Raw genomic sequence first — 21,426 nt, 5'->3', positions numbered from 1 at the left:
ATTACCCTTTTACCGCGCCGGCGGCGATTCCGCGCATGAACCAGCGCCCTGAGATGAAATAGATCGCCAGCGGCACCAGCGATGTGAGGATGGTGGCGGCCATGTTGACGTTGTACAGGCGCGTTCCGGTGGTGGTGTTGATGACGTTATTGAGCTGCACCGTCATCGGCGCATTGTCGCGCCCCGCGAACACCAGTCCCAGGATGTAGTCGTTCCACACGCCGGTCACCTGCATGATGGCGGCCACCACGATGATCGGCAGCGACATCGGCAGCATCACGTGGAGGAAGATGCGAAAGAAGCCGCCGCCGTCGATGCGCGCGGCCTGGAACAGTTCGTGCGGGATGGCCGCATAGTAGTTCCGGAACAGCAGCGTCATGACCGGCATGGCGAAGATCATGTGCACCACCACGATGCCCGGCAGGGACCCGAACAGGCCGAAGGTGGCCAGCACCCGTACCAGCGGATAGATCATCACCTGCAGCGGAATGAAGGCGCCCACCATCAGGATCGCGAACAGCGTCGATGCGCCGCGCGGCTTCCAGAACGACAGCGCGTAGCCGTTCACGGCGCCGATCAGGATCGGCAGGATGGTGCTCGGCACCGTGATCGCCACCGAATTCCAGAAGCCGCCGCGGATGCCTTCGCAGGAGGCGCCGGTGCAGGCGCCGCTCCAGGCGTCACTCCAGGGTTGGAGCGTGATTTGCAGCGGCAGCGCGAAGATGTTCCCGAGCCGGATTTCTTCCATCGGCTTGACCGAGGTAACCAGCATCACGTACAGCGGCAGCAGGAAGAACAGCGCGGCGGTGAGCAAAAACGCGTAGATGCCAATGCGCGCCGGGTTGAAGTGCGAGCGGCGCTTCATGCGCGCCCCTTGCGGCTGCGCGCATACGCGTACGGCGCCAGCATGGCCAGCACCGGCACCAGCAGCACCACCGCGCCGGCCGAGGCCAGGGCGATGTTGGCGCGCCCGAACAGGTGGTCCATGATGAACTTGGCCGGCACTTCGCTGGCCGTGCCGGGACCGCCCTGGGTCATGGCCACCACCGCGTCGAACAGCTTGACCACGGCGGTCGCGAGCAGCAGCAGCACGGTGGCAATCGTCGGCCACATCATCGGCAGCACGATCGACAGGTACACGCGCCAGGTGGGAATGCCGTCGAGCCGCGCGGCCTTCCAGATTTCGCCGTCGATGCCGCGCAGGCCGGCCAGCATCATCGCCATCACCAGCCCGGACGCCTGCCACACGGTGGCGATGACCACCGTGTACATGACCATGTCCTGGTCGACGATCCAGTCGAACGAAAACCCCGCGAACCCGAACTGGTGCGCCGCCTGCTCGATGCCGTTGCCGGGCGTGAGCATCCACTGCCAGACCAGGCCCGTGGCGACGAACGACATCGCATACGGATACAGGAAAATCGTGCGCAGCACGCCTTCGCCGGTGACGTTCTGGTCGATGAACACGGCCAGCAGGAAGCCGATCACCAGGCAGGCGCCGATGAACAGCACGCCGTACAGCGCCAGGTTATGCAGCGACAGCAGCCAGCGTTCGTTCTCGAACAGGCGCGTGTACTGCGCCATGCCGACCAGGGTATCGGACGGGAAGCTGCGCGAGTTGGTCAGCGAAATGCGCAGCGACCAGAGCACCGTGCCGAGGTAGCCGACGATCACCGTCAGCGCCATCGGCAGCAGCGCGGCGAAGGGAATGACCCGGTGCAGCGGGTGGCGGTTGCGCATCGGTCAGCCTTTCAACGCGGCGGCGATATTCTTCTGCGCCTTTTCGACCGGCATGGCGCTGTTCCAGTACGCGGTCAGCACGTCGACCAGCGCGCCGTTCTGGTCGGGCGTCAGATACACCTCGCCGTTGCCAACGTGGCGCGTGCGGTCTTTCATCACCGCCAGCGCGGCCTGCGCGCAGGCGTCGAGTGCGGAGGCATCGAGGTCGGCGCGCACCGGCAGCGAACCCTTGACCCGGTTGAAGGCGGCCACCGTGGCCGGTGCCACCATCACGCCGGCCAGCAGCTTCTGGGCCTTGATGGTGCCGCCGTTGGCGCTCTTGGGGAAGATGAAGGCGTCGCCCTGGATCAGGAAGGGCGCCCTGGGGCCGAAACCGGTGATGCAGCCGTATTGATTGCCGGCGGTGAGCCTGGCGGCATTCAATTCGCCCTTGACCCAGTCGCCCATGATCTGCACGCCGGCCTTGCCGTTCACCAGCAGCGCGGTGGCGTCGTTCCAGTTGCGGCCGGGCGAGCCGGGATCGACGTAGGATTTGAGGCGCTTGAACGCCAGCAGCACCTGCTTGAACGGTTCGGACGCGATCGCGCGCGGGTCGCGCTCGCGCAACACGCTCAGGTACAGGTCCTTGCCGCCCACATTGGCCAGCACCGCCATGAAGACGATATTCTCCTGCCACGACTGGCCGCCGTGCGCCAGCGCAATCAACCCGGCCGCTTTCAGCTTGTCGAGCGCGGCGAACAGTTCGTCCATGGAAGCCGGCTCCCTGGCGATGCCGGCTTGCTTGAAGGCGGCCTTGGAATACCAGATCCAGGTCGGCATGTGGACGTTCAGCGGCACCGCGTAGTAGTGCCCCTTGACCTTGATGACGTCGCGGATCGGGGCCGGCAGGGTCGTGTCCCAGCGCTCCTTGGCGGCGATCTCGTCGACCTGGTTGAGCATGCCCTGTTCGACCAGGTCGAGGAATTGCATGGAGGCGTTGAACTGGGCGGCGGCCGGCGGATTGCCGCCGACGATGCGGTTGTCCGCCACCGCGCGCGCCTGCTCGTTGCCGGCGACGGCGGTATCGACCCAGACCCCGCCGGCGGCGCGGTAGGCGTCGGCGATGGTCTTGACGGCGGCCGATTCGCCGCCCGAGGTCCACCAGTGAATGACTTCCGCCGTGGGCCGTTCGGCTTGCGGTCCGGCCGCGTGCGCCGTGGCGCAGGCGGCCAGCGCCAGCGCTGCCGCCAGCGCCAGCTTGTGTGCTCTGTGCATCCTGTCTCCTTGTGTGCGGATCTGTGTCCGCTCGCCGGGATAACGCCAGATTGGAAACGTTACCATCGCAAGCACACGAATATAACACCCATCGATTTTAGGTGTCAACGAGTTAACAGTGCGCCATGGCGTGGCCCGGGACGCGGCATGGACTAGCTGAAAAAGATGGCCGGAGCAGCCGCCGTCGGCGGTGCCGGATGAGCTGATGCGGCGATGAAAATCAGCGCTATTTTGTTAACGTTTCACAACAGCCGGCCGGGAAAACCCGGCCGCGGCACTAGCGGAAGGTGGGTCCGGCGGAATGAATGATGTCGCGCCAGGACGAACGGGAAGCCGGCGGGGTGCCGGGCACCATCTGCGGCACCGTGACCGTCTCTTGTGCAGCCTCGGCGTCGCGCAGGGGCTGCGGCAGCGCGGGAGCGGCCGATTGCACGAGCGCTGGCGGAACAGGAGCAGGCGCGGGTGCGGCCAGCGGTGCGGGAGCAGCGGCAGGCGCGGGCGCGGCCACGGGAACGGCGGCAGGCACGCGTACGGGCGGCGCCGGCGGTGTCTGCGGCAGCGTGGTGTACGCCTCGTCGCTGACCCCGGAGCGCACCATGCCGCGCCGGTATGGGGTCGTGAGGACGCGTCCCGTCACATCGAGCGGCACGCCGCCTGAGGCCAGGTAAATTGCGGCTTGGTGTACCGAAACGGTGTCCTTGAGAAGGATTGCCTTCTCCACCGTCGCGGCCATTGCATGATTCTTGCGTCGCTCTTCCATTGCTGCTCCCTTTCGGCAACAATATACAGCCCGATGGATTCCAACGCAATCCTTGGCGCCGAGTTCCCCGGATTAGGCCCCTGCCCGGGCGCGCGGCTTGGCCACCCACTGGCGCACGCTGTCGCGTTGCCACTGCGCCGCAGCGTAGGCCTTGAGGCGTTCCGGCACCGGATCGCCGTTCAAGATCAAGCGGTTCAGCACCAGCGCCAGCTCGCTGTCGGCGATGCACCATTCGCCGAACAGGTGCTCGCCCGTCACCAGGCGTTCGGCGATACCGATCAGGCGTTCCGCCGCCGCCTGCCCGGCCGCCGTCAGCGGCGTCGCCGTCGGCGCGCAAAACACCACTTCGGTCGAGCGCTCGGCGCGCAGGGCCATCAGGTCGCTGCGCAGCCAGGCCTGCACCTGGCGCGCGCAGGCGCGCTGGGCCAGACCGGCTGGCAGCACGGCTTGCCAGGCCGGCGGCGGAAAGGCTTCTTCCAGATACTCGACGATGGCGCTCGACTCGGCCAGCGCCAGATCGCCATGCACCAACAGAGGAACGCGTCCGGTCAGGCCCAGGTGGCGAAACGGTGCCTGATGCTGCTCGCCCTTCTCCAGGTCGACCGTGTTCAGGATGAACGGCAACTGCTTCTCGGTCAGCGTCTGGAACACCGATAGCGCCCACGGACTGGTGAAACGGCTATCGACGTACAGGATCAACTCTTGCATGATGGGCTCCGGTGGGGAAAAATAAGACACGAGCCAACCATGGTATAGCAAAGATTGCAAGATTGCTGCCGCCCCCTCAGAAGTGGTAGGCCACCCGTACCATCGGCGTCCTGGCGCGGTAGCCCTGCCCGCCCGTGGTGGCCGAGGTGTTGCCGAATTTATTGTTCCAGTACTGGTATTCGAGACCCACGCGGAAGGTGCGCTTCTTGTAGCCCATCGCCGCGCCGGCATCGAACATGATTTGCATGTCGATGTTGGTTTCGGCGCCCGTCTCACGCCCGGTTTCGCTCTTGCCCTTTGAAGCGATGAAGTTGGCGTAGCCCTCCAAGGCCCACAGTGCGCCGAGCGGGATGCCCCAGCTGGCAGTGAGCATGGGATGCAGGTCGTAGGTGTAGCGTCCGCGCACGTTCGAGACCGGCGGAAAGGCGCCGCTCGGCGCATTGCTCTCGCGTAGCAGCAGCAGGCTGGTCGACAGGAAGCCCGGCACATCCCACATCAGGGTCGGACCGGCCACCAGCATCTGCTTGCGCGAGTTGTAGCCGACATCGTTCTTGGCATTCCAGTCGAAGCCCAGGGTCACGCCGGCCCCCTTCACCGGGCCGAATGCGATGGGGGTGCCGCGCAGCTTGCCGATGTCGAGCGTGTGGCGGTACACCACGTAGGCTTACTGGGCGCCGTCGGTCTGGTTCAGCGACCCCGGGTCCTTGCTGTCGGAAATGAGCAGGTCGACGTTGAAGAAATTGCTGCCGTACTGGTAGCCGCTGGCGTGTGTCAGCGCGAAAATGTGCTTGCCGACATTCTCGCGGTTGAACGGTTCGCGATAGCGCTCGCCGGTGCGCCAGCTGATCGCCGTGTCGCTCCAGTCGGCCGCCTGGACGGCGCCGCCGGCCAGGCTGGCGGTGGCCAGGATGCAGGCCGCAGGCAGGCGGCGCAGGATGGTTGCGGTCATGATGTTCCCGTGGTTGAAAGTCGAAGACAAATGGACGGCGTTCAGAATTCTTCCCAGTCGTCGGCGGCGGCCGGCGCGGCGGCTTTGCCAGTCGCCTTGGCGGCCGCCTTGCCGGCGGGCCTGGCGGCGGGCTTGGCGGGCGGCCGTGGCGCCGGCGCGCGCGCCATGGCGCGGGTGGCGGGCACGTGGCGCGCCACTGCGGCAGGCGCGGCCAGCGGCGTGGCGCTCTCGTCGAGCTTGAACACGCTGACCACGCTGGCCAGATGGGCGGCCTGGTCCTGCAGCGATTTGGCTGCCGCGGCCGCTTCTTCCACCAGCGCCGCGTTCTGCTGGGTAGCGTCATCCATGGCGCTGATCGACTGGTTGATCTGGCCGATGCCCTGGCTCTGCTCGAAACTGGCGGCGGCGATCTCGCTCATCAGGTCGGCCACCTGCTGTACCGAGGTGACGATCAGGTGCATGGTCGCGCCGGCTTCGTCCACCAGGCGGCTGCCGGCATCGACCTTTTGCACAGAGTCGTCGATCAGGGTCTTGATTTCGCGCGCCGCGCTGGCCGAGCGCTGCGCCAGGTTGCGCACTTCGGAGGCGACCACGGCAAAGCCGCGTCCCTGCTCGCCGGCACGCGCCGCTTCCACGGCCGCGTTCAGGGCCAGGATATTGGTCTGGAAGGCGATGCCATCGATGACGCCGATAATGTCGGCGATTTTGCGCGAACTGTCGGTAATCGATCCCATCGTGCTGACCACCTGCCCCACCACGTCGCCGCCCTTGACGGCATGGGTGGAGGCGGACACGACCAGCTGATTGGCCTGGCTGGCGTTCTCGGCATTCTGCTTCACGGTCGAGGTCATCTGTTCCATGGCGGCCGCGGTTTGTTCCAGGCTGGAGGCTTGCGCTTCGGTGCGCCCCGACAAGTCCATATTGCCGGCCGCGATTTCGCTCGATGCGGCGGCGATGGTTTCGGTGCTGCCGCGCACCTGGCTGATGGTCAGGTTGAGCGAAGAGACGAAGCGGTTGAAGGCTTGCGCCAGTTCGCCCACTTCGTCGCCGCTCTCGACCGGCATGCGGCGGCTCAGGTCGCCATTGCCGCCGGCGATGTCGCTCAGCATGTGGGCGGCGCGCGCCACCGGGCCGGCGATCGCGCGGCTGATCAGGTAGATGACGAACAGGCCGATGCCGCCGCCGACCAGTGCCGCCACCAGGGCCGAGATGCTGGCGTCGCGCGCCACATTGCCCAGCACTTCGGCTTCCGGCACTTCGGCCACCACATACATGTTCAGTTCCGGCACAAAAGAGGACACCAGCATGCGCCGCGCCGCGCCGAGGTCGGTTTCGGCATGGGTAAATTTGGCACTGACCAGCAAGGTCTTGCTCAGCGCCTCATCGTAACCCGGCAAATCCTTCAGATAGTGCTTGCCGTCGGCCAGGGCGGCATCGCGGTGCACCAGCACCAGGCCATTGGCGCGCACCAGCGACACGAAGCCGGACTGGCCGATGCGGTAGGCGCGGATGGTGTCGGCCAGGGCGGTCACCGACAGGCCCACCCCAGCCACGCCGAGCTTGCCGCCAGCGGCCTCGGCGCGGGTGTTGATGAACAGCATGAATTCATTCGACCCGACTTCCTTGTCCAGGTCCAGGGTGTAGGGCTTGCCGCTGGCCAGGAAGCCGTAAAACCATTGATCGGTGCCGGCGGCCTTGTCCAGGGTGCGGCTCAGGCCTTGTTCAGTCATGTACTTGCCGCTCGTATCGGAAATCCAGAACACGGTGGCGGCCTTGTTCTTGGCCTTGATCCGGCCGGCATAGGTTTTCCAGGCTTCCAGGCCGCTGTCGGGCAAGCCCTCCGCTTCCCATGCCTGCACATACGTGTTGTTGGCCAGCGCCAGCGAGGTGGCCAGCGGCACGGCAATCTGGCGCAGCACGTCGTTGCGGATCTCGCCCACGACCGACGGCAATTCCTGCTTGACGACCCGCTCGCGGATGCCGCGTCCGGTCATGGTGATGCTCAGGGTGGAGGAAATGACGACAAACAGGAGCAGACAGGCTGCCATGCTCAACATCAATTTCTTTTGAATCGAGAGGTGGCGTAACAGCGTCAAGGCGATGTCCTTTCGGTGACACGGTGTCACAACGTAAGAACATATTCCTGTCTGGCTTGCGTCAGGTCAAGACCAAACGCAATTGCGTGTGCTATGGCCCCGGGAAGTGTTGCGTGTCTGTCGCAAGCTGGACAAACACGCAACTTCTCAGCCGGCGCCGAGGTAGATGAATTTGAACAGGAACACGCCCGCGATCACCCACACCGCCGGCTTGACCTCGCGCGCGCGTCCGGTCATCAGCTTGAGCACGGCGTAGGAAATGAAACCGAAGGCCACGCCCATCGCGATCGAGTAGGTGAACGGCATCGTCAGCGCGGTAATCGCGGCCGGGATGCTCTCGGTGGTGTCGTTCCAGTCGATCTCGCCCAGTTCGCGCAGCATCAAACAGGCCACGTACAGCAGCGCCGGGGCGGTGGCGTAGGCCGGCACCACCGACGCCAGCGGCGACAGGAACAGGCAGCCGAGGAACAGGATCGCCACCGCCACCGCGGTCAGGCCGGTGCGCCCGCCGGCCTGGACCCCGGCCGCGCTTTCGATGTAGGCCGTGGTGCTCGACGTGCCCAGGGTGGCGCCGGCCACGATGGCGCAGCTGTCGGCCATCAGGGCCTTGTTCAGGCGCGCCATCTTGCCGTTCACCAGGAAGCCCGCGCGGCTGGCCACGCCCATCAGGGTGCCGGTGGCATCGAACAGTTCCACCAGGAAGAATACCAGCACCACGTTCAGGATGCCGACCGAGAGCGCGCCCATGATGTCGAGCTTGAACAAGGTCGGCGCCAGCGACGGCGGGGCCGACACCACGCCCATGAATTTATTCCCCGCGAAGAAAAAGCTGAGCACGGTGACCAGCAGGATGCCGATCAGGATCGCCCCTCTGACCTTGAGCTTGTCGAGCGCCACGATGACGAAAAAGCCGGTGATCGCCAGCAGGGCGGGCGCGGCGTGCAGGTCGCCCACGCCGAGCAGGGTCGCCGGATTGTCCACCACGATGCCGGCATTGCGCAGCGCGATCAGGCCGAGGAACAGGCCGATCCCCACCGAGATGGCGACCCGGACCGAGGGCGGAATGCCGTTGACGATGATTTCGCGCAGGCGAAACAGGCTCACCAGCAAAAACAGGCAGCCGGAAATGAACACCGCGCCCAGCGCCACCTCCCACGACAGCCCCATCTGCTTGACCACGACGTAGGCGAAATACGCATTCAAGCCCATCCCGGGCGCCAGCGCGATCGGATAATTGGCGTACAAACCCATGATCAGGCTGCCCAGCGCGGCCGCCAGGCAAGTGGCGACGAACACCGCATCCTTGGGCATGCCGGCGTCGCCGAGGATGGAAGGGTTGACGAAGATGATGTAGGCCATCGTCAGGAAGGTGGTCAGCCCGGCCAGCAGCTCGGTGCGGACGTCGGTTCCATTTTCCTTGAGTTTGAAATGGTTTTCAAGTAACGACAAGATGGTCTCTCCTGGTGAATATGCGTGGTGAATGAAAACAGCCGGGGTGCCCTCTGCGACCGTATCCTACCTGCTCGCGGCTGAACCGTATGACTTGCGCATAAGCGCTATCCGTTCCGGCATATGGCTGGCGCAAATACAACAGTTAACTGTTGCAGTACCGCAAATTTGCCTTAAACTAAAGCGCCCTTGCCATAAACGCTATCAGTTTGCTCAACATCAGCAGTTTGCCTCTCACCCGACCAGAAGGAAAAGGACTACGCATGAAACCAAGCCATATCGCATTCGCAGCGGTCACGCTGTGCCTCGGCAGCGCCACGTTTGCCGCCGAGACCATCAAGATCGGCGCCCTGCTGCCGCTGACGGGCGGATCGTCTCCGCTCGGCCTGGCGGTGCGGGACGGCCAGCGTCTGGCGGTCGCGCACATCAATGCCCGTGGCGGTGTGCTGGGACGCAATCTGGAACTGGTCGAGCTGAACGACGAAAGCAAGCCGGAAAACGCGGCGCAAAACATGAAAGCCCTGCTGGCCAAGGGCGTGGTGGCTTGTTCCTGCGGCGTGAACACGGGCGTGGTGCTGGCTTACCAGCCGGTGATGCAAGCGGCCAAGCTGCCCAATATCGTACCCGCCTCGGCCGGCACCAAGCTGACCAAGGCCTTCCAGAACGCGCCTGAAGGCAACTACACCTTCCGCGTACAGGCGTCCGATACGCTGCAGGCGCAGATGATGGTCGACTACGCGGTCAAGAAGGGCTACAAGAAAATCGCGCTGCTGCACGACACCACGCCGTACGGCATGGGCGGGCACAACGACATGGTCAAGCAGTTGCTGACCCACGACGTCAAGGCCGTTGCGGAGGCCAGCTTCAAGGTCGGCGACACCGACATGTCGGCGCAGTTGGCCAAGGCCAAGGAAGCCGGGGCGCAAGTGCTGCTGGTGTACGGCATCGGCACCGAGCAGGGCCATATCGCCATGACCGGCGCCAAGCTGGGACTGAATCTGCCGATCATCGGCTCGTGGGCGAATGCCACCGATTCCTTCATCAATGTGGCCGGAGCGCATGCCGAAGGGGCGATTTCGCCGCAAACGTTCGTGGAAGGCGCCAACTCGGCGTCGGGACGCGAATTCGAAGCGGCCTACCGCGCCGAATACAAGCGCGCGCGCATGACCAATCCGACCGCCGCAGCCGGCGGGCACGATTCGATCCTGCTGCTGGCCGCCGCCATCCGCCAGGCCAACAGCACCGAGGGCCCCAAGATCAAGGCCGCGCTGGAAAAGCTGAGCACCCCGGTGCCGGGCGCGATCGCGACCTACAAGACGCCGTTTTCGGACGACGACCACGAAGGCGTCAACCTGAGCAGCGCCCTGATGGCGATCTGGAAAAAAGGCGCGATCGTGCGCGCGCCGCTGTAACAGCGTCGCCTGGCGCGTCGCCTGGCGCGTCGCCTGGCGCGTCGCCTGGCGCGTCGCCTGGCGCGTCGCCTGGCGCGCCGCTCAGCGCGCGGGCCTGGCCAGTTGCGCCAGCGCCTGCGCGCTGCCATTGAACAGGTCGAGGTCGACCGCGCCGGCAATGCCGTCGAGCTTGCCGGTTTGCGAATGCTGCCAGATCGTATAGCTGCTCACGCCCTGCGGCAGGACCGGCGCCGCGGCGCTGGTGTATTCGGCGATCCACAGCGGAAAATCGGTGAGCGCCGCGCAGCCAGCCAGGTTGCTGTTCCAGAAGGCGCGCGAGGAATAGATCAGCGGAGTGCACGACAACGCGTCGCGCACCTGCTTCAGCCAGGCCAGCGCACAACTGTCGATGGCCGCGCATTGCGTGCCGCACGCCTTTTCCACATCGAGCATGGGTGGCAGGTCGCCCGCTTGCGGGGTGCCCAGCAAGCCCAGGAAATGACGGGCTTGTTCGGCGCCGTCCACGTCCGCATGCAGAAAATGATAGGCCCCGCGCGCGACGCCGGCCGCGCGCATGGCCGCGTAGTTGGCACTGAAACAGGGATCGGTGACGCTGTTGCCTTCGCTCGCTTTGGCGTAGGCAAAATCGACTTGCTTTGCGACAGTTTGCCAGTCGATGCTGCCCTGGAAATGCGAAACGTCAATGCCCTTCAAGAACGTGGTGCTCATCGCGGCCTCCTGGCAAGTACCTGGACGGTCAGATTAGCATCTTTCGACGCCGACACAAGCTGCACACCTGCACAGCTAGCGTTGCACCGCCGGCCCGGCGATCTCGCGCCGCAACTGTTCCAGGCGCCTGATTTTGGCTTCCACCCTGGCGATCTGCGCCGCCGGAATGCCAGCCGCGCGGGCCCGCTCGACATCAGCCTGCAAGCGCGGCCCTTCAAGCGCGGCGGCGCTGGCGAAGGCGGCCAGCACGCGGGCATCCTGGCGCGCTTCGTACGCCCGGTAAGCCTGCGGATCGGCCAGCTGGGCGGCGCTCGGCCCGCTGCCAGCCCTGGTTGACGGGGCCAGCGGCGGCATGCGCGCGTCGCCGTGCCGGCGCGCATCGGCCATGCTGTCCCAGGCGGGGACAGGCGCGCTGCGCGGCAGCTCGCCCAGCCATCCCGCGCCTGCCGTCTCGACCGCACGGGCGGGCGGCGCCGGGGCCGCGCCGGGCGCCACGGCGGGCGTGGCCGCTCGCGGCGCGGCCGCTACCCCGGCTTGCGGGCGCGCCAGCCACGCTGCGGCAGCGGCCAGCGCCAGCGCGGCGATCAGTGCGCCGGCCTTCACGCCGGCCCCTGGGCGACTGTGGCGATCTCGATGCGCGCCTTGCGCAGCAGGTCCGCGCGCAGCGCCATCAATTGCTCCGCCGCCATCGCGCGCGCCAGCGCCCGGCTGGCCACGTAGCGCACCGATTCGGAACCGGCCTCCTGGTAGCCCAGCACGCGCTGCTCGACCAGCACGATTTCCCATGGCGCCTGCGCGGCCGGCCCGGCCGGGGTGCGCACCGGGGCCGAGACCTGGCCTTCGGCCTGGGCAAACACCAGTTGCGCCAGCCAGCCCGGGCGGCCCTCGTGGCGCACCCAGCCCAGCGCGCCGCCGCTGGCCGCGCTAGGTGCGACCGAATGGCGCCGCGCCAGGGTGGCGAAATCGGCGCCGCCGGCCAGCGCCGCCGCCACTGCGCGCGCGCTCGCTTCGTCGGGCAGGCGGATGTGGCGCGCCCGCACCCGTTCGATGCGCACGAAATCCTCCCGGTGGCGCTGGTACCAGTCGCGCACTTGCGCCGGGCTGACCTGGCTGGCAAGCTGGTCGAGCAGGCGGCTGCCGCCATGCTGGTCGTCGCCCAAGCCATGCAGGCGCAGCATGGCTTGCGCATCGCCCTGGTCGGCCAGCACCCGGCGCAGGTCGGCCACGGCGTCGGCCCCGAAGCGGCGCCGGCTCCAGTCCAGCACATAGCGCGCCGCCACCTGTACCCTGGCTTGTTGCAGCATGAAGCCGCGCTCGCGCGCGAACAGGGCCACCCTGCCCTGCACGTTCTGGCGCCGGTACACGTCGCCCAGGGTGATGCTGCCGTCGCCACCGTGCGGCAGCGCGAAACGCAACAGCACCAGCGTGTCCGCCTGCGCCAGTTGCGCGCTATCGAGATCCAGATCGAGCCGCAACGCGCCGGACTTGCCGAACACCGCGTCGAGGGCGGCGCCGCTCACCGCTTGCGGGTGCAGCAGGCTGTCCAGGCCCGCGCCGGGCAGCTGGCGCAGCTCTTGCTCCATCTCGCTGCCGTACAGGGTGCGCAGGGTGCTCGCCAGCTGGTCGTCGATGCTCACATCGCGCGCGAAGCCGACCCGCTGGCCGGCCGACAGGACCGCCTCGCCGAAGCGCTTGCGCGCCGCCGTGGCCAGCAGGCGGTCGGCGATCAGCGCGTCGAGCGTGGCATCGCGCCGGGCGGCCGGGTCGGCGGCGCGCGCCATGCGCCAGCTGGTCTCGACGCTGAACGCGAGCAGCGGCGCGCCGTCGATGCGGGCGGCGGGCGCGCCCTGGGCCGATACCGCCGCTGGCCAGGCGCAGGCCAGCCAGACGGCGCCGGCCAGCGCGCGCAGGGCAGGCGCCGGGTTCAAATCGCCAGGCGCTCGGCGGCGCGGTTGAGCACGTGCACGACCATCGCGATCGCATGCGGCACCATGGCGCGCGCCACCGTGCGGCGGTCGGCATGGTCGGTCGAGGACAGCACGATGCCGCCGTTGGCGTAGGAATAGCTGCCGCCCTGGGTCAGCAGCGCGCGGATATCGGTGGCGCCGGGTGCCAGCGGGGTGAAGCTGGCCAGGGCGCTACGCACCAGCGCGGCATCGTTCAGTTGCTCGCGGTCGTAGTAGTCGCCGACCCACTGTTCCCAGCCAGAATGGCCATTGCCCGAGGTGCCCCAGCTGTGGTGCGGCTGGACCAGGTCGGTCGTGTGCAGCACGAAACCGAGCGACTGTGCGGTCGGGCGCGCCAGGAATTGCTGCCACCAGTATTGGCCGAGGTTGTCGATCGGCTGGAACGGCATGGTTTCGAAATCGGCGTACTGCTTGCTGGTGGAGCTGCCGCTGCCGCCCATGCGGTAATTGGCCTCGGTCACGCCGAAGCTGTTGTACTTGCTGCTGTCGCCGAACCAGCCTTTCAGGCCGCCAGCACCGTCGTCGAGATAGTCGCCCACCAGCCAGCCGGCGGCCAGCTTGTCGATATCGCCGCGATTGCCCAGCTTGGCGTAGTTGTAGCCGCCGAAGGCGTTGCCATGCACGTCGGGGCCGGCGCTGTGGTTCTGGAAGTGCCAGTACGAGGTGTAGTTGGCCAGCGAGGAACCCAGGCCCCAGACCGGCGCCATCTGGCAACTGCCGGTGGTGGCGCCGCACAGGTAGGTGTCGGCGAAGTCATCGACGTCGTAGGCGCCCTGGCCCACCGCCTGGGCGAACTGGTCCATCGTGTAGCCGGCCTTGGCGACGCCGGCGGCCAGCCTGGCGTAGTTGGTGGCCGATGGATTGTTCTTCATGAAGGCGATCGCGTCGAGCACGATGCGGCGATGCGTTTCTTGTTGCCATGCTTTGGCGGGTGCACTGGCAAACAGAGCCAGCGCGAGGCTGGTGGCAAGCAGTCCGGGTTTCATCATTACTCCAGTTGAGTCCACGGGTGCGGCGACCGCGTGGACGATTTACGAAGGAAGAAATGTAAAAATGTAACGATGAAATGTGACCTTGCAATGACTGTGGCGCAGCGGGCTCAGTCGCGTTTTTTAGTTGACAGGCGGATGAAAGGCAGCTTGTTGACGAACGCCGGCATGCACGCTCCGCAACAAGGGGATACTCGCGCCTGCGCCTCGGTCACGGAGAGACCGGAGCGGATCCTGCGCCAGACGACGGCGGACGAGCGGCACGAAGCCGGACGGTACGCCGGCAACAATGAGCGATGTGTCTAGGTGGACGCCGCGCCAGCGTCAAACACCGCCTGCAAGCTGGGCGCGTTCAGGCTGCGCTCGAACCACTGTTCAAGCTCAGCCTGGTTGGCCTGATCGATGCGCCGCGTTGCCGACACCGGCAATTCGCCGAAGCGGCTGCGCAACAGGCTGCCCAGCACCCCGCGTAGTGCAATGACCTGCCCTTCCGCCTTGCCTTCGGCGCTTCCCTTTTGAAAGCCGATATCCTCGAATTCTTCGGCCCAGGTTTCAAATTTACGTCCCATGTCAGCGGCCTCCTTGACACTGTTACATGTGAATGGCCCCGATTTGCCGGGTCTGCTCGCGAGCAGGTGGTTCACCCATACCTCGACCGAACGCCGCAGGGTGGCTTGGGGCGCTTGGTGGAACCAGGCCGTCAACGCAGGGGCAACCTTCTTTAGGACATCGGGAGCGCTCGAAAGTTCCAGCCGAAACAGCAGCGCCAGCAAGGTCTCGTTCGTTTCCAGCGCGCTGGCGTCCAGGCGCTGCTGGTCGACCAGCACGTAGCGCTGGGCTGGCTGAAGAGCAGCGAGCTCGGCGGGCGCTTGCATGAGGAGGCCGGCCAGGTCCATGCTGGCGCTCCAATGCGGCGAGCCGTTGTAGAACACCAGCGGCAGCACCGGCGGCAACAGCAAGCCAGAGGACAATGCGTGGCCCTTGACCAGGTCCTGGTACAGCAAGCCGATGGAGGTCTGCATGCGCAGCGCCATCCAGCGGTCCACGCGGGACTGGCATTCCAGGAGGATGTACACGTAAAGAAACTCGTCGCCCAGCCGCACGCGCCAGACGAGATCGTCCTGGCGTGCCGACAGGTGCTCGCTCACATACGCCGGATTGACCCGCTTGAAGGCCAACAGCGGAATTTCGTCGAGCAGCTTGATGGAAGTAAAGTCCGTGATCAGTTCGCGCACCAGTTCCGGGTGGGCGAACAGCGAACGGTATCCGAGGTCGTGAAGGGCGGGCATGGCGCATTGTAGCGAGCGCCCATGCCCTGAATTTGCGCTAGCTCAGGCGTGTGCGGGGGGCGGCTCAGCGGCTTCCTTGCATCTGTTTCTGCAGTAAACCACTCTTCCTGCCGTGCCCGCATACCGGCCATGATGGCTTTTCCAGGCCAGACCTGCGCGGACAGAACGGGAAGATTCAATACAAAGACCAGCAGTACAAACAGCGACATGGTCAGCAAGCATGCGGCGGCAGACAGTATCGCGGAACGCCTCGCCGCGCCAGCGACATACCAGAAGACGAGTTCCGCCACGGCCAGCAACCAGAATCCATGGCGCTTGCGGAAAATCCATGCAGTCCATGGATGGAGCGTTACCCCAAAATCGCTGAACGTTTTTTCATAGGCGGGGATGGCGACACTGCCGAACAAACCGATGGATAGCGCCATGAACAAGGCCAGGGACGAGAAAACATCAAGCCAGACCGGCATTTTTTTGGCCGTCGCAGGAAGTCCAGGAACGATTTCCGACATGCGTCGCAGTCTCCGATATGTTCAGCGTCATGCCGGCTTGAGCGAGACCGCCACTTCCAGCGCGACCTTGGAATTTCAGGCCGAATACCCGTTTCATCGGCATTCCGGCCTCGTCCGATGGTAATAGCATGCGGATAGTCCCTGTGGCGCCGCGTGTGGCTTGGGCATGTCATGCAGGACCTGCATCCTGGCCGGGGAACGCGTCACTCATCAATCGTTCCCATACATCCTCGCCTTCCTTGCGCCACCAATATGGCAGATCCGCCGAAGGCTGAACATGGTCATGGATGCCCACCAGTCCGAGCAGCTCGATGGGATTATCCGCCATCAAGCGAAACCCATCCTTCTCAGCGATCCACAGCACGTCGGTGGGATAGCTACCCGCGCTATTCCTCTCTCCTTGCACATGCATCTTGAAACCGCGATCCCGCAGAATCAACAAGCAGGTGTTATACACGTTTGCATGACTGCCCAAAGCCATCGCCATCCCCCTCTTTCAGCCTGGCCATCGTCGCATCCGGCCCCGCGCCCGCATCAAGCTACGGGGCGATGCGATCTTCAAACAACATGAACTGGTTCTGCGCAGGATCTTCAAGCAGAAAGCTTTTCCCACCGGGCCACTCGAATACGGCAAGCTTGCCGTCACCATCCGGCACCAGGCGCGCGCCGCTGCTGAAAACGGTCTGTTTCAGGCGTTGAAACGCGGTGTCGCAGTTGTCCACGCTCATGCCGAAGATCGGCGAACCCGAGGTTTTCCCGCCGCGCTCGCTGATCTGCAGGCAGACATCGGGATTGCCGATCGCGCGCAGCAGAAAGTCATTCATGCCATAGTCCGCCGCAATCTCGAACATGCCAAGTTCATCCACATAAAACCGGATGGCGAGCGCCGCCGACGCCACTTTCAGGAAAATATCCGTTCTCATCTTATCCTTCACAACGATCATCTTCGCCACGACGTCCCGGCACCGCTATCTCAGCACCGGCATACGCGGGCACGCATCTCGGCAACGGTTTCGCCATTGCCGAATTTTTTCAAGGTGGTTTTCGAGGCCATCGCTTCCGCCAGGGCTTCCTGCTCGGCCTGATAGAACCGGCTTGGCGTGGCCCGCCCGTCCGGTCCGATGTCGACCACTTTATACCCTTGCCGGATTTTCTCCGCCAGCCACTCCTTATTCCATTGCACCGTCTTCTCGAAGTCGCTCGCGGCCATGCCCGGCGTCAGTCTACCGCCGCGCCATTGATTTCGCGGGAACATCATGCTTTCCGCCGAGTAGCCCTGCTGTTTCAGCAGGCGCGCAGCCTCGTCGACAGCGCCCTGGCCTTCGCCGATGACAACGATCGGCGTGCCCGACAAGCCCGCCGGATCGATCCAGGTCACCGGATTGGGCGCATATTGGTAAGTGTTGAAACCACCGGCCAGACCGATCGGGTCTTGCGAGACGAAACGGCCGATGTCCGGATCGTAATAGCGGAAGCGGTTGTAGTGGAGACCCGTTTCCGCTTCAAAATACTGCCCCTGGAAGCGGATCGGCTGCACTTGCTCCAGCGCGCCGGGCAGCGCGGCGGCGGCCGGCGCGGGCATGTCCACGGCCAGCACATTGCCCCATGCCCGGTAACTGCCCGCCCAGGCTAGGGTGCCGTCGGCATCGGTCAATTCGCGCGGCGTGCCGAGATGGTCGGTGTGCAGGTAATGGAGGCGGCCGCGCGAGGATGGCGCTTGCGGCGCTTGCGCGTCGACGCTGTCGTACTGCGCCAGCGGAACAAAGGAGGCCGCTTCGTAAAGGTAGGTCCGCGTATGGCTGGCGCGCCGCTCGCACAGCAGGCGGTTGCCGTCCCACGCAAAGCGGGTGACCCCAAAGCTGTCGCGCTTGGCGATCCTGCGGCCGAACGGATCGTAAACATACTTCACCGTCTGCACCGTCGGCGCCGCGTCGCCGGCGTTGCGCGTGACCACCGCCTTGACCAGCTGATGCGCCGCATTCCACTCGAAGCGCATGCGCGTATGGCGCCCCACCAGCTTCTCGCTCAGGTTGCCGTGCGCGTCGTACTCGTAGCGTTTATCCTCGAACACGCGCACCCGGTTGCCCTCGATCCGGCCCACGCCGGCGATGCTGTCATCGAGCAGATTGTGCGCCGGGTCGAACGCGAAGCGCTCATCCGACTGCGGCTGCAGCGCCGATAAAATGCGCCCGAGCACGTCGTAGCTGTAGGTGGTGCGTCCGTTGCGGCGGTCGTCGATGGCCAGCAGATTGCCGCTCGCGTCGTAGTCGTAGCTGCGCGCGATCAGCGGCGCGGCCCCTTCGCCCACGCCGCCCGCCGCGGCCACCTGCGACAGCATCCGTCCCATCGGATCGTAGCGGAACTGGCTGGTCAGCGCACCCTGGGTGCGGCTGAGCGGCCGATGCAGCCGGTCGCGTTCGATGTCGGTGATCACCTCGCCATCGATATTGATCTGGTGCAGGTGGCCGCTGCCATAAAACAGCTGGTTGAGCACGCGTCCGTCCGGCAGCACCGTCTCGATCCGGTTGCCCAGTTCATCGTAGGCGTGGCGCAGCAAGGTCGATTCGCCGCCGCTGTCGGTCTGCTCGGCCACCAGCTGGCCCAGGGCGTCGTAGCGCATCGTCACCTCGGCGTCGGCGTTGATCGCGCGCGTCATCCGGCCGGCGTCGTCGTAGGCAAAGCGCAGGCGCAGTTGTTCCGCCTGCGCCTCGCCGGTGGTGCGCGAGATGATCTGGTCGACCAGTTGCCCGGCGCGGTCGCGCAGATAGCTGGTGTCGATGCGCGTGTATTCGGTGCGCGCGCCGCTGCCATGCTCTTCCTTCGCCACCAGCAGGCCGCTGGCGTCGTAGCGGTAGCGCGTCAGGCGCGCATCGACGCCGCTCTCCTCGGCCAGGCGGTCGAGCGCGTCGTAGACGAAATGGTGCGCATCGCCATTTTCATTGATCAATGCCGCCATCCGGCGCACCGCGTCATAGCGGTATTCCAGCACGCCGCCGCGCGCATCGATGCGCTTGAGCGGCTTGCCGTCGCTGTCGAGCACGTAACTGGTGCGATGTCCGGCCGCATCGATCCGCGCCACCAGCCGGCCCAGCGCATCGTATTCGTAGCGCTCGGTGGAACCGTCCGCCTGCGTCACCATTTCAAGGCGGCCCAGCGCGTCGCAGGAATAGGCGGTCACATTGCCCTGGGCGTCGGTGGTGCGCGCCAGCTTGCCATTGGCGTCATAGCTCAGGCGCGTGGTATTGCCCGAACAATCGGTGTAGGCGGTCAATTGCGCGGCGCGATTGTAGGCCAGCCGCTTGATTCCGCCGGCCGCATCGAGCACCCTGACCGGCAGGCCGTGCTCGTCGTACTGGTACGAGGTGCGCTGGCCGAGCGCATTGGTCACGCTCAGCAGGTTGCCGCGTTCGTCGTAGCGCAGCGCCGTGCTGGCGCCGAGCGCATTGGTGATCAGGGCCGGCTTGTCGACCCGCGCATCGTAGACGATGCCGGTTCCCTTGCCGTCGCGTTCCACCCGCACCACACGCCCGCGCTCGTCGTAGCGGTAGCCGATGCTGCGCCCACCCGGGTCAAGGATGGCGAGCAGCCTGCCATTGGGGTCGAGGCGGCGCTCGGTGACGCCGCCGGCCGCGTCGACGTGGCCGATGAACTCGCCGTTGGCATCGAAACGGTAGCGCTGCTCGCGTCCGAGGTTGTCGGTCACCACCGTTTCCCGCGCCAGGTAGCGGAAGTCCCACGACAGGCCGTTATTGGTCCAGTTGCGCACCACCCTGGCCTGCGCGCCCTCGTGCTCGTATTCGTAGCGCGACACCAGGCCGCCCGGCTGGGCATGCTCGACCATCAGGTGCTTGCGGTAGGCGAAGCGGCGCGTGACTTGGTCCAGGCGGTTGCGTACCTCGGCCAGGTTGCCGTCGGCATCGTAGGCGTAGCTCGCCAGCACCTCGCCCTGCTCGCCAGCCTCGGGCAGCAGGATGATGGCGGACAGGCGCGACGCGCCGCGATGCTCGCCGAACTCCAGCATGAAGACGCGGCCGGCGCTGTCTTCGATGCGCTCAGGCAGCTGGCGGCCGTTGTAGCCGATCCCGAGCTTGTTGCCGTTGGCATCGAGCAGGCCGACCAGGCGCGCGATGCCGCTGGCCGTCGGCGCCGTGGCGAACTGGCGGCGCAGCCCCTCTTCGTCGATCAGCTCGAAACTGCTGTCCCCGCTGCGCGACAAGGTGATTTTTTCGGAGGGCGAGTAAATCGATTCGCCCGGCCGCGGCAGCGAAAACGTCACCTCGCGCTGCCAGCCATCGAGCAGCACGACCTGGCCGCCGCCCACTTGCAGGGCATCGGAAATCGGCGTGCTCCAGCCCGCGCCCAGCCATCCCGCCTGGCCCTGGGCCGAGCTGTAGTTGCGCTGCCATACCAGCCCGAGCGCCGCAGGCAGCGCAAAGTCCAGGTCGAGCTCGCCCGCGAGGATTTTGCTGCCGGATAGCGGATTGACGGGCTGGGCCACCAGCAGGCAAGCCGGACAAGGCCGGCGTGCCTTGCCTTCGGTGTTGGGTGCTTCGTTGGCCGGCTTGGCCGGTTCGGCCGCTTTCACCGGCTCGGCTGGCGGCTTGGCCTTGGCGGCGCCCGCCTTGGCCGCCGATGCCGCTTCGCCCTCGGCCGCCGCAATGCGCGGCTGCAAGGCCGGATGGCGCATCAGCTTGGCCTGGTTGGCCGCCACCCAGTCGGCAAAGGCCGGACCGAGCTTGCTGTTGCCCAATTCCTTCATCAGCAGCGACTTGCTGGCCTGCCCGCGCGACAGGTACAGCACGATCGCGGCCAGGATCGCTTTCACCAGCAGCAGCTTGCCCTGCGCGAACGATTCGCTGGCCTGGCGCAGCTCGGCCGCGTACTGGCCCCTGGCGCTGTCCGGCAAGGCGCCCGCATGCCAGGCGGTGGCGAAGCCTTCGGCCATCTTGCCGCACATGGTGGGAATGGTTTCGCCGATATACAGCACCAGGCTGCCCAGGCCCATCCAGACCAGGATTTCGCCGCCGATCTGGGCGCCCAGGGCTGCGCCGCCGATCGCGCCGGGCACCGCGCCGGCGCCGCCGACGAAAGCCCCGGCCACCCCGCCCACCGTGCCGCCCAGGGCCGCGCCGCCGCCCACGTACAGCACCACTTCCTTGACCACGGTCCACAGCACGCCCCAGATCTGCGAAAAATCCAGGCCTTCGAGCTGGGTCTTGAGCAACTCGTGGAAACGGTGCTCGGCGCCTTCGATGGCCAGTCCCACCGCCACCGTGCTGCGCACCGCCTCGATCCGCATGGCGGCGCGCCCCAGCGAGTCGACCGAATCGCCCACCCGGTGCGACCAGCGTTGCAGGCGCTGGTCGATATCGTGGCGGACTTGTTCGCCGGCACTGTCGTAGGCGCGCCCAAGATCCTTGAGGGCGCGCTGGAAGTCGAACAGGTGTTTGGGGGAATCAGGAGATGACATACGCGGTGAACTCTCTGGCGTTGTAGCAACGCGGTAGTTTAGTGCGAATCAATAACTCGAAATAGTCGAGCCTGCTTATGATAGTATATACACAATCTTTTGGGTATTCCTGGTTTCCGATGTTTT

17 protein-coding genes and 1 pseudogene are annotated in these 21,426 nt (G+C 65.8%); 1 reads left to right on the top strand and 17 read right to left on the bottom strand.

Features of this window, described 5'->3' with window-relative positions:
* Window position 1: 1 nt before the first annotated feature.
* From F2P44_RS25605 to F2P44_RS25570, 8 genes and pseudogenes are all read right to left on the bottom strand, one after another.
* Window positions 2-865: a carbohydrate ABC transporter permease gene (locus tag F2P44_RS25605; protein ID WP_167090671.1), complete on the bottom strand. Its 864-nt coding sequence runs from the start codon at window positions 863-865 to the stop codon at window positions 2-4.
* Window positions 862-1,740, bottom strand: coding sequence for a carbohydrate ABC transporter permease (locus F2P44_RS25600; protein ID WP_167090668.1), 879 nt, complete (start codon window positions 1,738-1,740; stop codon window positions 862-864). Before F2P44_RS25600 ends, F2P44_RS25605 begins: the two co-directional genes overlap by 4 nt.
* Window positions 1,741-1,743: 3 nt before the next feature.
* Entirely contained in the window at window positions 1,744-2,994 is a 1,251-nt protein-coding gene (locus F2P44_RS25595) for an ABC transporter substrate-binding protein (protein WP_167090665.1), read from the bottom strand.
* Window positions 2,995-3,271: 277 nt separating this feature from the next.
* A complete protein-coding gene (locus F2P44_RS34940; RefSeq protein WP_187363425.1) occupies window positions 3,272-3,715 on the bottom strand; it encodes a hypothetical protein in 444 nt (147 codons plus the stop codon).
* Between the two features lie 111 nt (window positions 3,716-3,826).
* A complete protein-coding gene (yfcF, locus tag F2P44_RS25585) occupies window positions 3,827-4,462 on the bottom strand; it encodes a glutathione transferase (RefSeq protein WP_167090662.1) in 636 nt (211 codons plus the stop codon).
* A 76-nt stretch (window positions 4,463-4,538) separates the two neighbouring features.
* Window positions 4,539-5,411, bottom strand: a pseudogene (locus tag F2P44_RS25580) (outer envelope protein).
* A gap of 41 nt (window positions 5,412-5,452) precedes the next feature.
* Entirely contained in the window at window positions 5,453-7,507 is a 2,055-nt protein-coding gene (locus tag F2P44_RS25575; RefSeq protein ID WP_167090659.1) for a methyl-accepting chemotaxis protein, read from the bottom strand.
* A 147-nt stretch (window positions 7,508-7,654) separates the two neighbouring features.
* Window positions 7,655-8,956: an NCS2 family permease gene (locus tag F2P44_RS25570; protein ID WP_167090656.1), complete on the bottom strand. Its 1,302-nt coding sequence runs from the start codon at window positions 8,954-8,956 to the stop codon at window positions 7,655-7,657.
* Window positions 8,957-9,219: 263 nt separating this feature from the next.
* Between F2P44_RS25570 and F2P44_RS25565 the strand changes: the two genes are divergently transcribed.
* Window positions 9,220-10,368, top strand: a complete 1,149-nt coding sequence (locus F2P44_RS25565; RefSeq protein WP_167090653.1) for an ABC transporter substrate-binding protein — start codon at window positions 9,220-9,222, stop codon at window positions 10,366-10,368.
* An 81-nt stretch (window positions 10,369-10,449) separates the two neighbouring features.
* Here the strand turns inward: F2P44_RS25565 and F2P44_RS25560 are convergent, their stop codons facing one another.
* From F2P44_RS25560 to F2P44_RS25520, 9 genes are all read right to left on the bottom strand, one after another.
* Window positions 10,450-11,076, bottom strand: a complete 627-nt coding sequence (locus F2P44_RS25560; RefSeq protein ID WP_167090650.1) for a glycoside hydrolase family 25 protein — start codon at window positions 11,074-11,076, stop codon at window positions 10,450-10,452.
* Window positions 11,077-11,151: 75 nt separating this feature from the next.
* On the bottom strand, window positions 11,152-11,679 hold the full coding sequence (locus F2P44_RS25555; RefSeq protein ID WP_167090647.1) for a hypothetical protein: 528 nt from the start codon (window positions 11,677-11,679) through the stop codon (window positions 11,152-11,154).
* Complete coding sequence (locus F2P44_RS25550) at window positions 11,676-13,004, bottom strand: peptidylprolyl isomerase (protein ID WP_167090644.1); 1,329 nt, start codon at window positions 13,002-13,004, stop codon at window positions 11,676-11,678. Before F2P44_RS25550 ends, F2P44_RS25555 begins: the two co-directional genes overlap by 4 nt.
* The gene (locus F2P44_RS25545) at window positions 13,001-14,029 is read right to left on the bottom strand and encodes a phospholipase C/P1 nuclease family protein (RefSeq protein WP_167090641.1); all 1,029 of its coding nucleotides are present in this window, start codon (window positions 14,027-14,029) and stop codon (window positions 13,001-13,003) included. The genes F2P44_RS25550 and F2P44_RS25545 overlap by 4 nt, the downstream gene beginning before the upstream one ends.
* 305 nt (window positions 14,030-14,334) lie before the next feature.
* Window positions 14,335-15,321 carry an Rpn family recombination-promoting nuclease/putative transposase gene (locus tag F2P44_RS25540; protein ID WP_167090639.1) on the bottom strand — a complete coding sequence of 329 codons (987 nt, stop codon included), beginning with the start codon at window positions 15,319-15,321 and terminating at the stop codon, window positions 14,335-14,337.
* Window positions 15,255-15,830, bottom strand: coding sequence for a hypothetical protein (locus tag F2P44_RS25535; RefSeq protein WP_167090637.1), 576 nt, complete (start codon window positions 15,828-15,830; stop codon window positions 15,255-15,257). Before F2P44_RS25535 ends, F2P44_RS25540 begins: the two co-directional genes overlap by 67 nt.
* Window positions 15,831-15,999: 169 nt before the next feature.
* Complete coding sequence (locus F2P44_RS25530) at window positions 16,000-16,317, bottom strand: hypothetical protein (RefSeq protein WP_167090635.1); 318 nt, start codon at window positions 16,315-16,317, stop codon at window positions 16,000-16,002.
* Window positions 16,318-16,369: 52 nt separating this feature from the next.
* Window positions 16,370-16,783, bottom strand: a complete 414-nt coding sequence (locus tag F2P44_RS25525) for a VOC family protein (RefSeq protein ID WP_167090633.1) — start codon at window positions 16,781-16,783, stop codon at window positions 16,370-16,372.
* Window positions 16,784-16,803: 20 nt separating this feature from the next.
* A complete protein-coding gene (locus F2P44_RS25520) occupies window positions 16,804-21,300 on the bottom strand; it encodes a DUF6861 domain-containing protein (RefSeq protein WP_167090631.1) in 4,497 nt (1,498 codons plus the stop codon).
* Window positions 21,301-21,426: the final 126 nt, after the last annotated feature.

The sequence above is a fragment of the Massilia frigida genome, from assembly GCF_011682175.1.
Classification (GTDB): domain Bacteria; phylum Pseudomonadota; class Gammaproteobacteria; order Burkholderiales; family Burkholderiaceae_D; genus Telluria_A; species Telluria_A frigida.
This window is presented reverse-complemented; position numbering and strand designations above follow the sequence as displayed.

Excerpts from the sequence above, each read along its gene's own strand:
- F2P44_RS25605 (WP_167090671.1), bottom strand. The coding sequence starts at position 865 with ATGAAGCGCCGCTCGCACTTCAACCCGGCGCGCATTGGCATCTACGCG.
- F2P44_RS25600 (WP_167090668.1), bottom strand. The coding sequence starts at position 1,740 with ATGCGCAACCGCCACCCGCTGCACCGGGTCATTCCCTTCGCCGCGCTG.
- F2P44_RS25595 (WP_167090665.1), bottom strand. The coding sequence starts at position 2,994 with ATGCACAGAGCACACAAGCTGGCGCTGGCGGCAGCGCTGGCGCTGGCC.
- yfcF (WP_167090662.1), bottom strand. The coding sequence starts at position 4,462 with ATGCAAGAGTTGATCCTGTACGTCGATAGCCGTTTCACCAGTCCGTGG.
- F2P44_RS25565 (WP_167090653.1), top strand. The coding sequence starts at position 9,220 with ATGAAACCAAGCCATATCGCATTCGCAGCGGTCACGCTGTGCCTCGGC.
- F2P44_RS25560 (WP_167090650.1), bottom strand. The coding sequence starts at position 11,076 with ATGAGCACCACGTTCTTGAAGGGCATTGACGTTTCGCATTTCCAGGGC.
- F2P44_RS25545 (WP_167090641.1), bottom strand. The coding sequence starts at position 14,029 with ATGAAACCCGGACTGCTTGCCACCAGCCTCGCGCTGGCTCTGTTTGCC.
- F2P44_RS25540 (WP_167090639.1), bottom strand. The coding sequence starts at position 15,321 with ATGCCCGCCCTTCACGACCTCGGATACCGTTCGCTGTTCGCCCACCCG.
- F2P44_RS25535 (WP_167090637.1), bottom strand. The coding sequence starts at position 15,830 with ATGTCGGAAATCGTTCCTGGACTTCCTGCGACGGCCAAAAAAATGCCG.
- F2P44_RS25530 (WP_167090635.1), bottom strand. The coding sequence starts at position 16,317 with ATGGCGATGGCTTTGGGCAGTCATGCAAACGTGTATAACACCTGCTTG.
- F2P44_RS25520 (WP_167090631.1), bottom strand. The coding sequence starts at position 21,300 with ATGTCATCTCCTGATTCCCCCAAACACCTGTTCGACTTCCAGCGCGCC.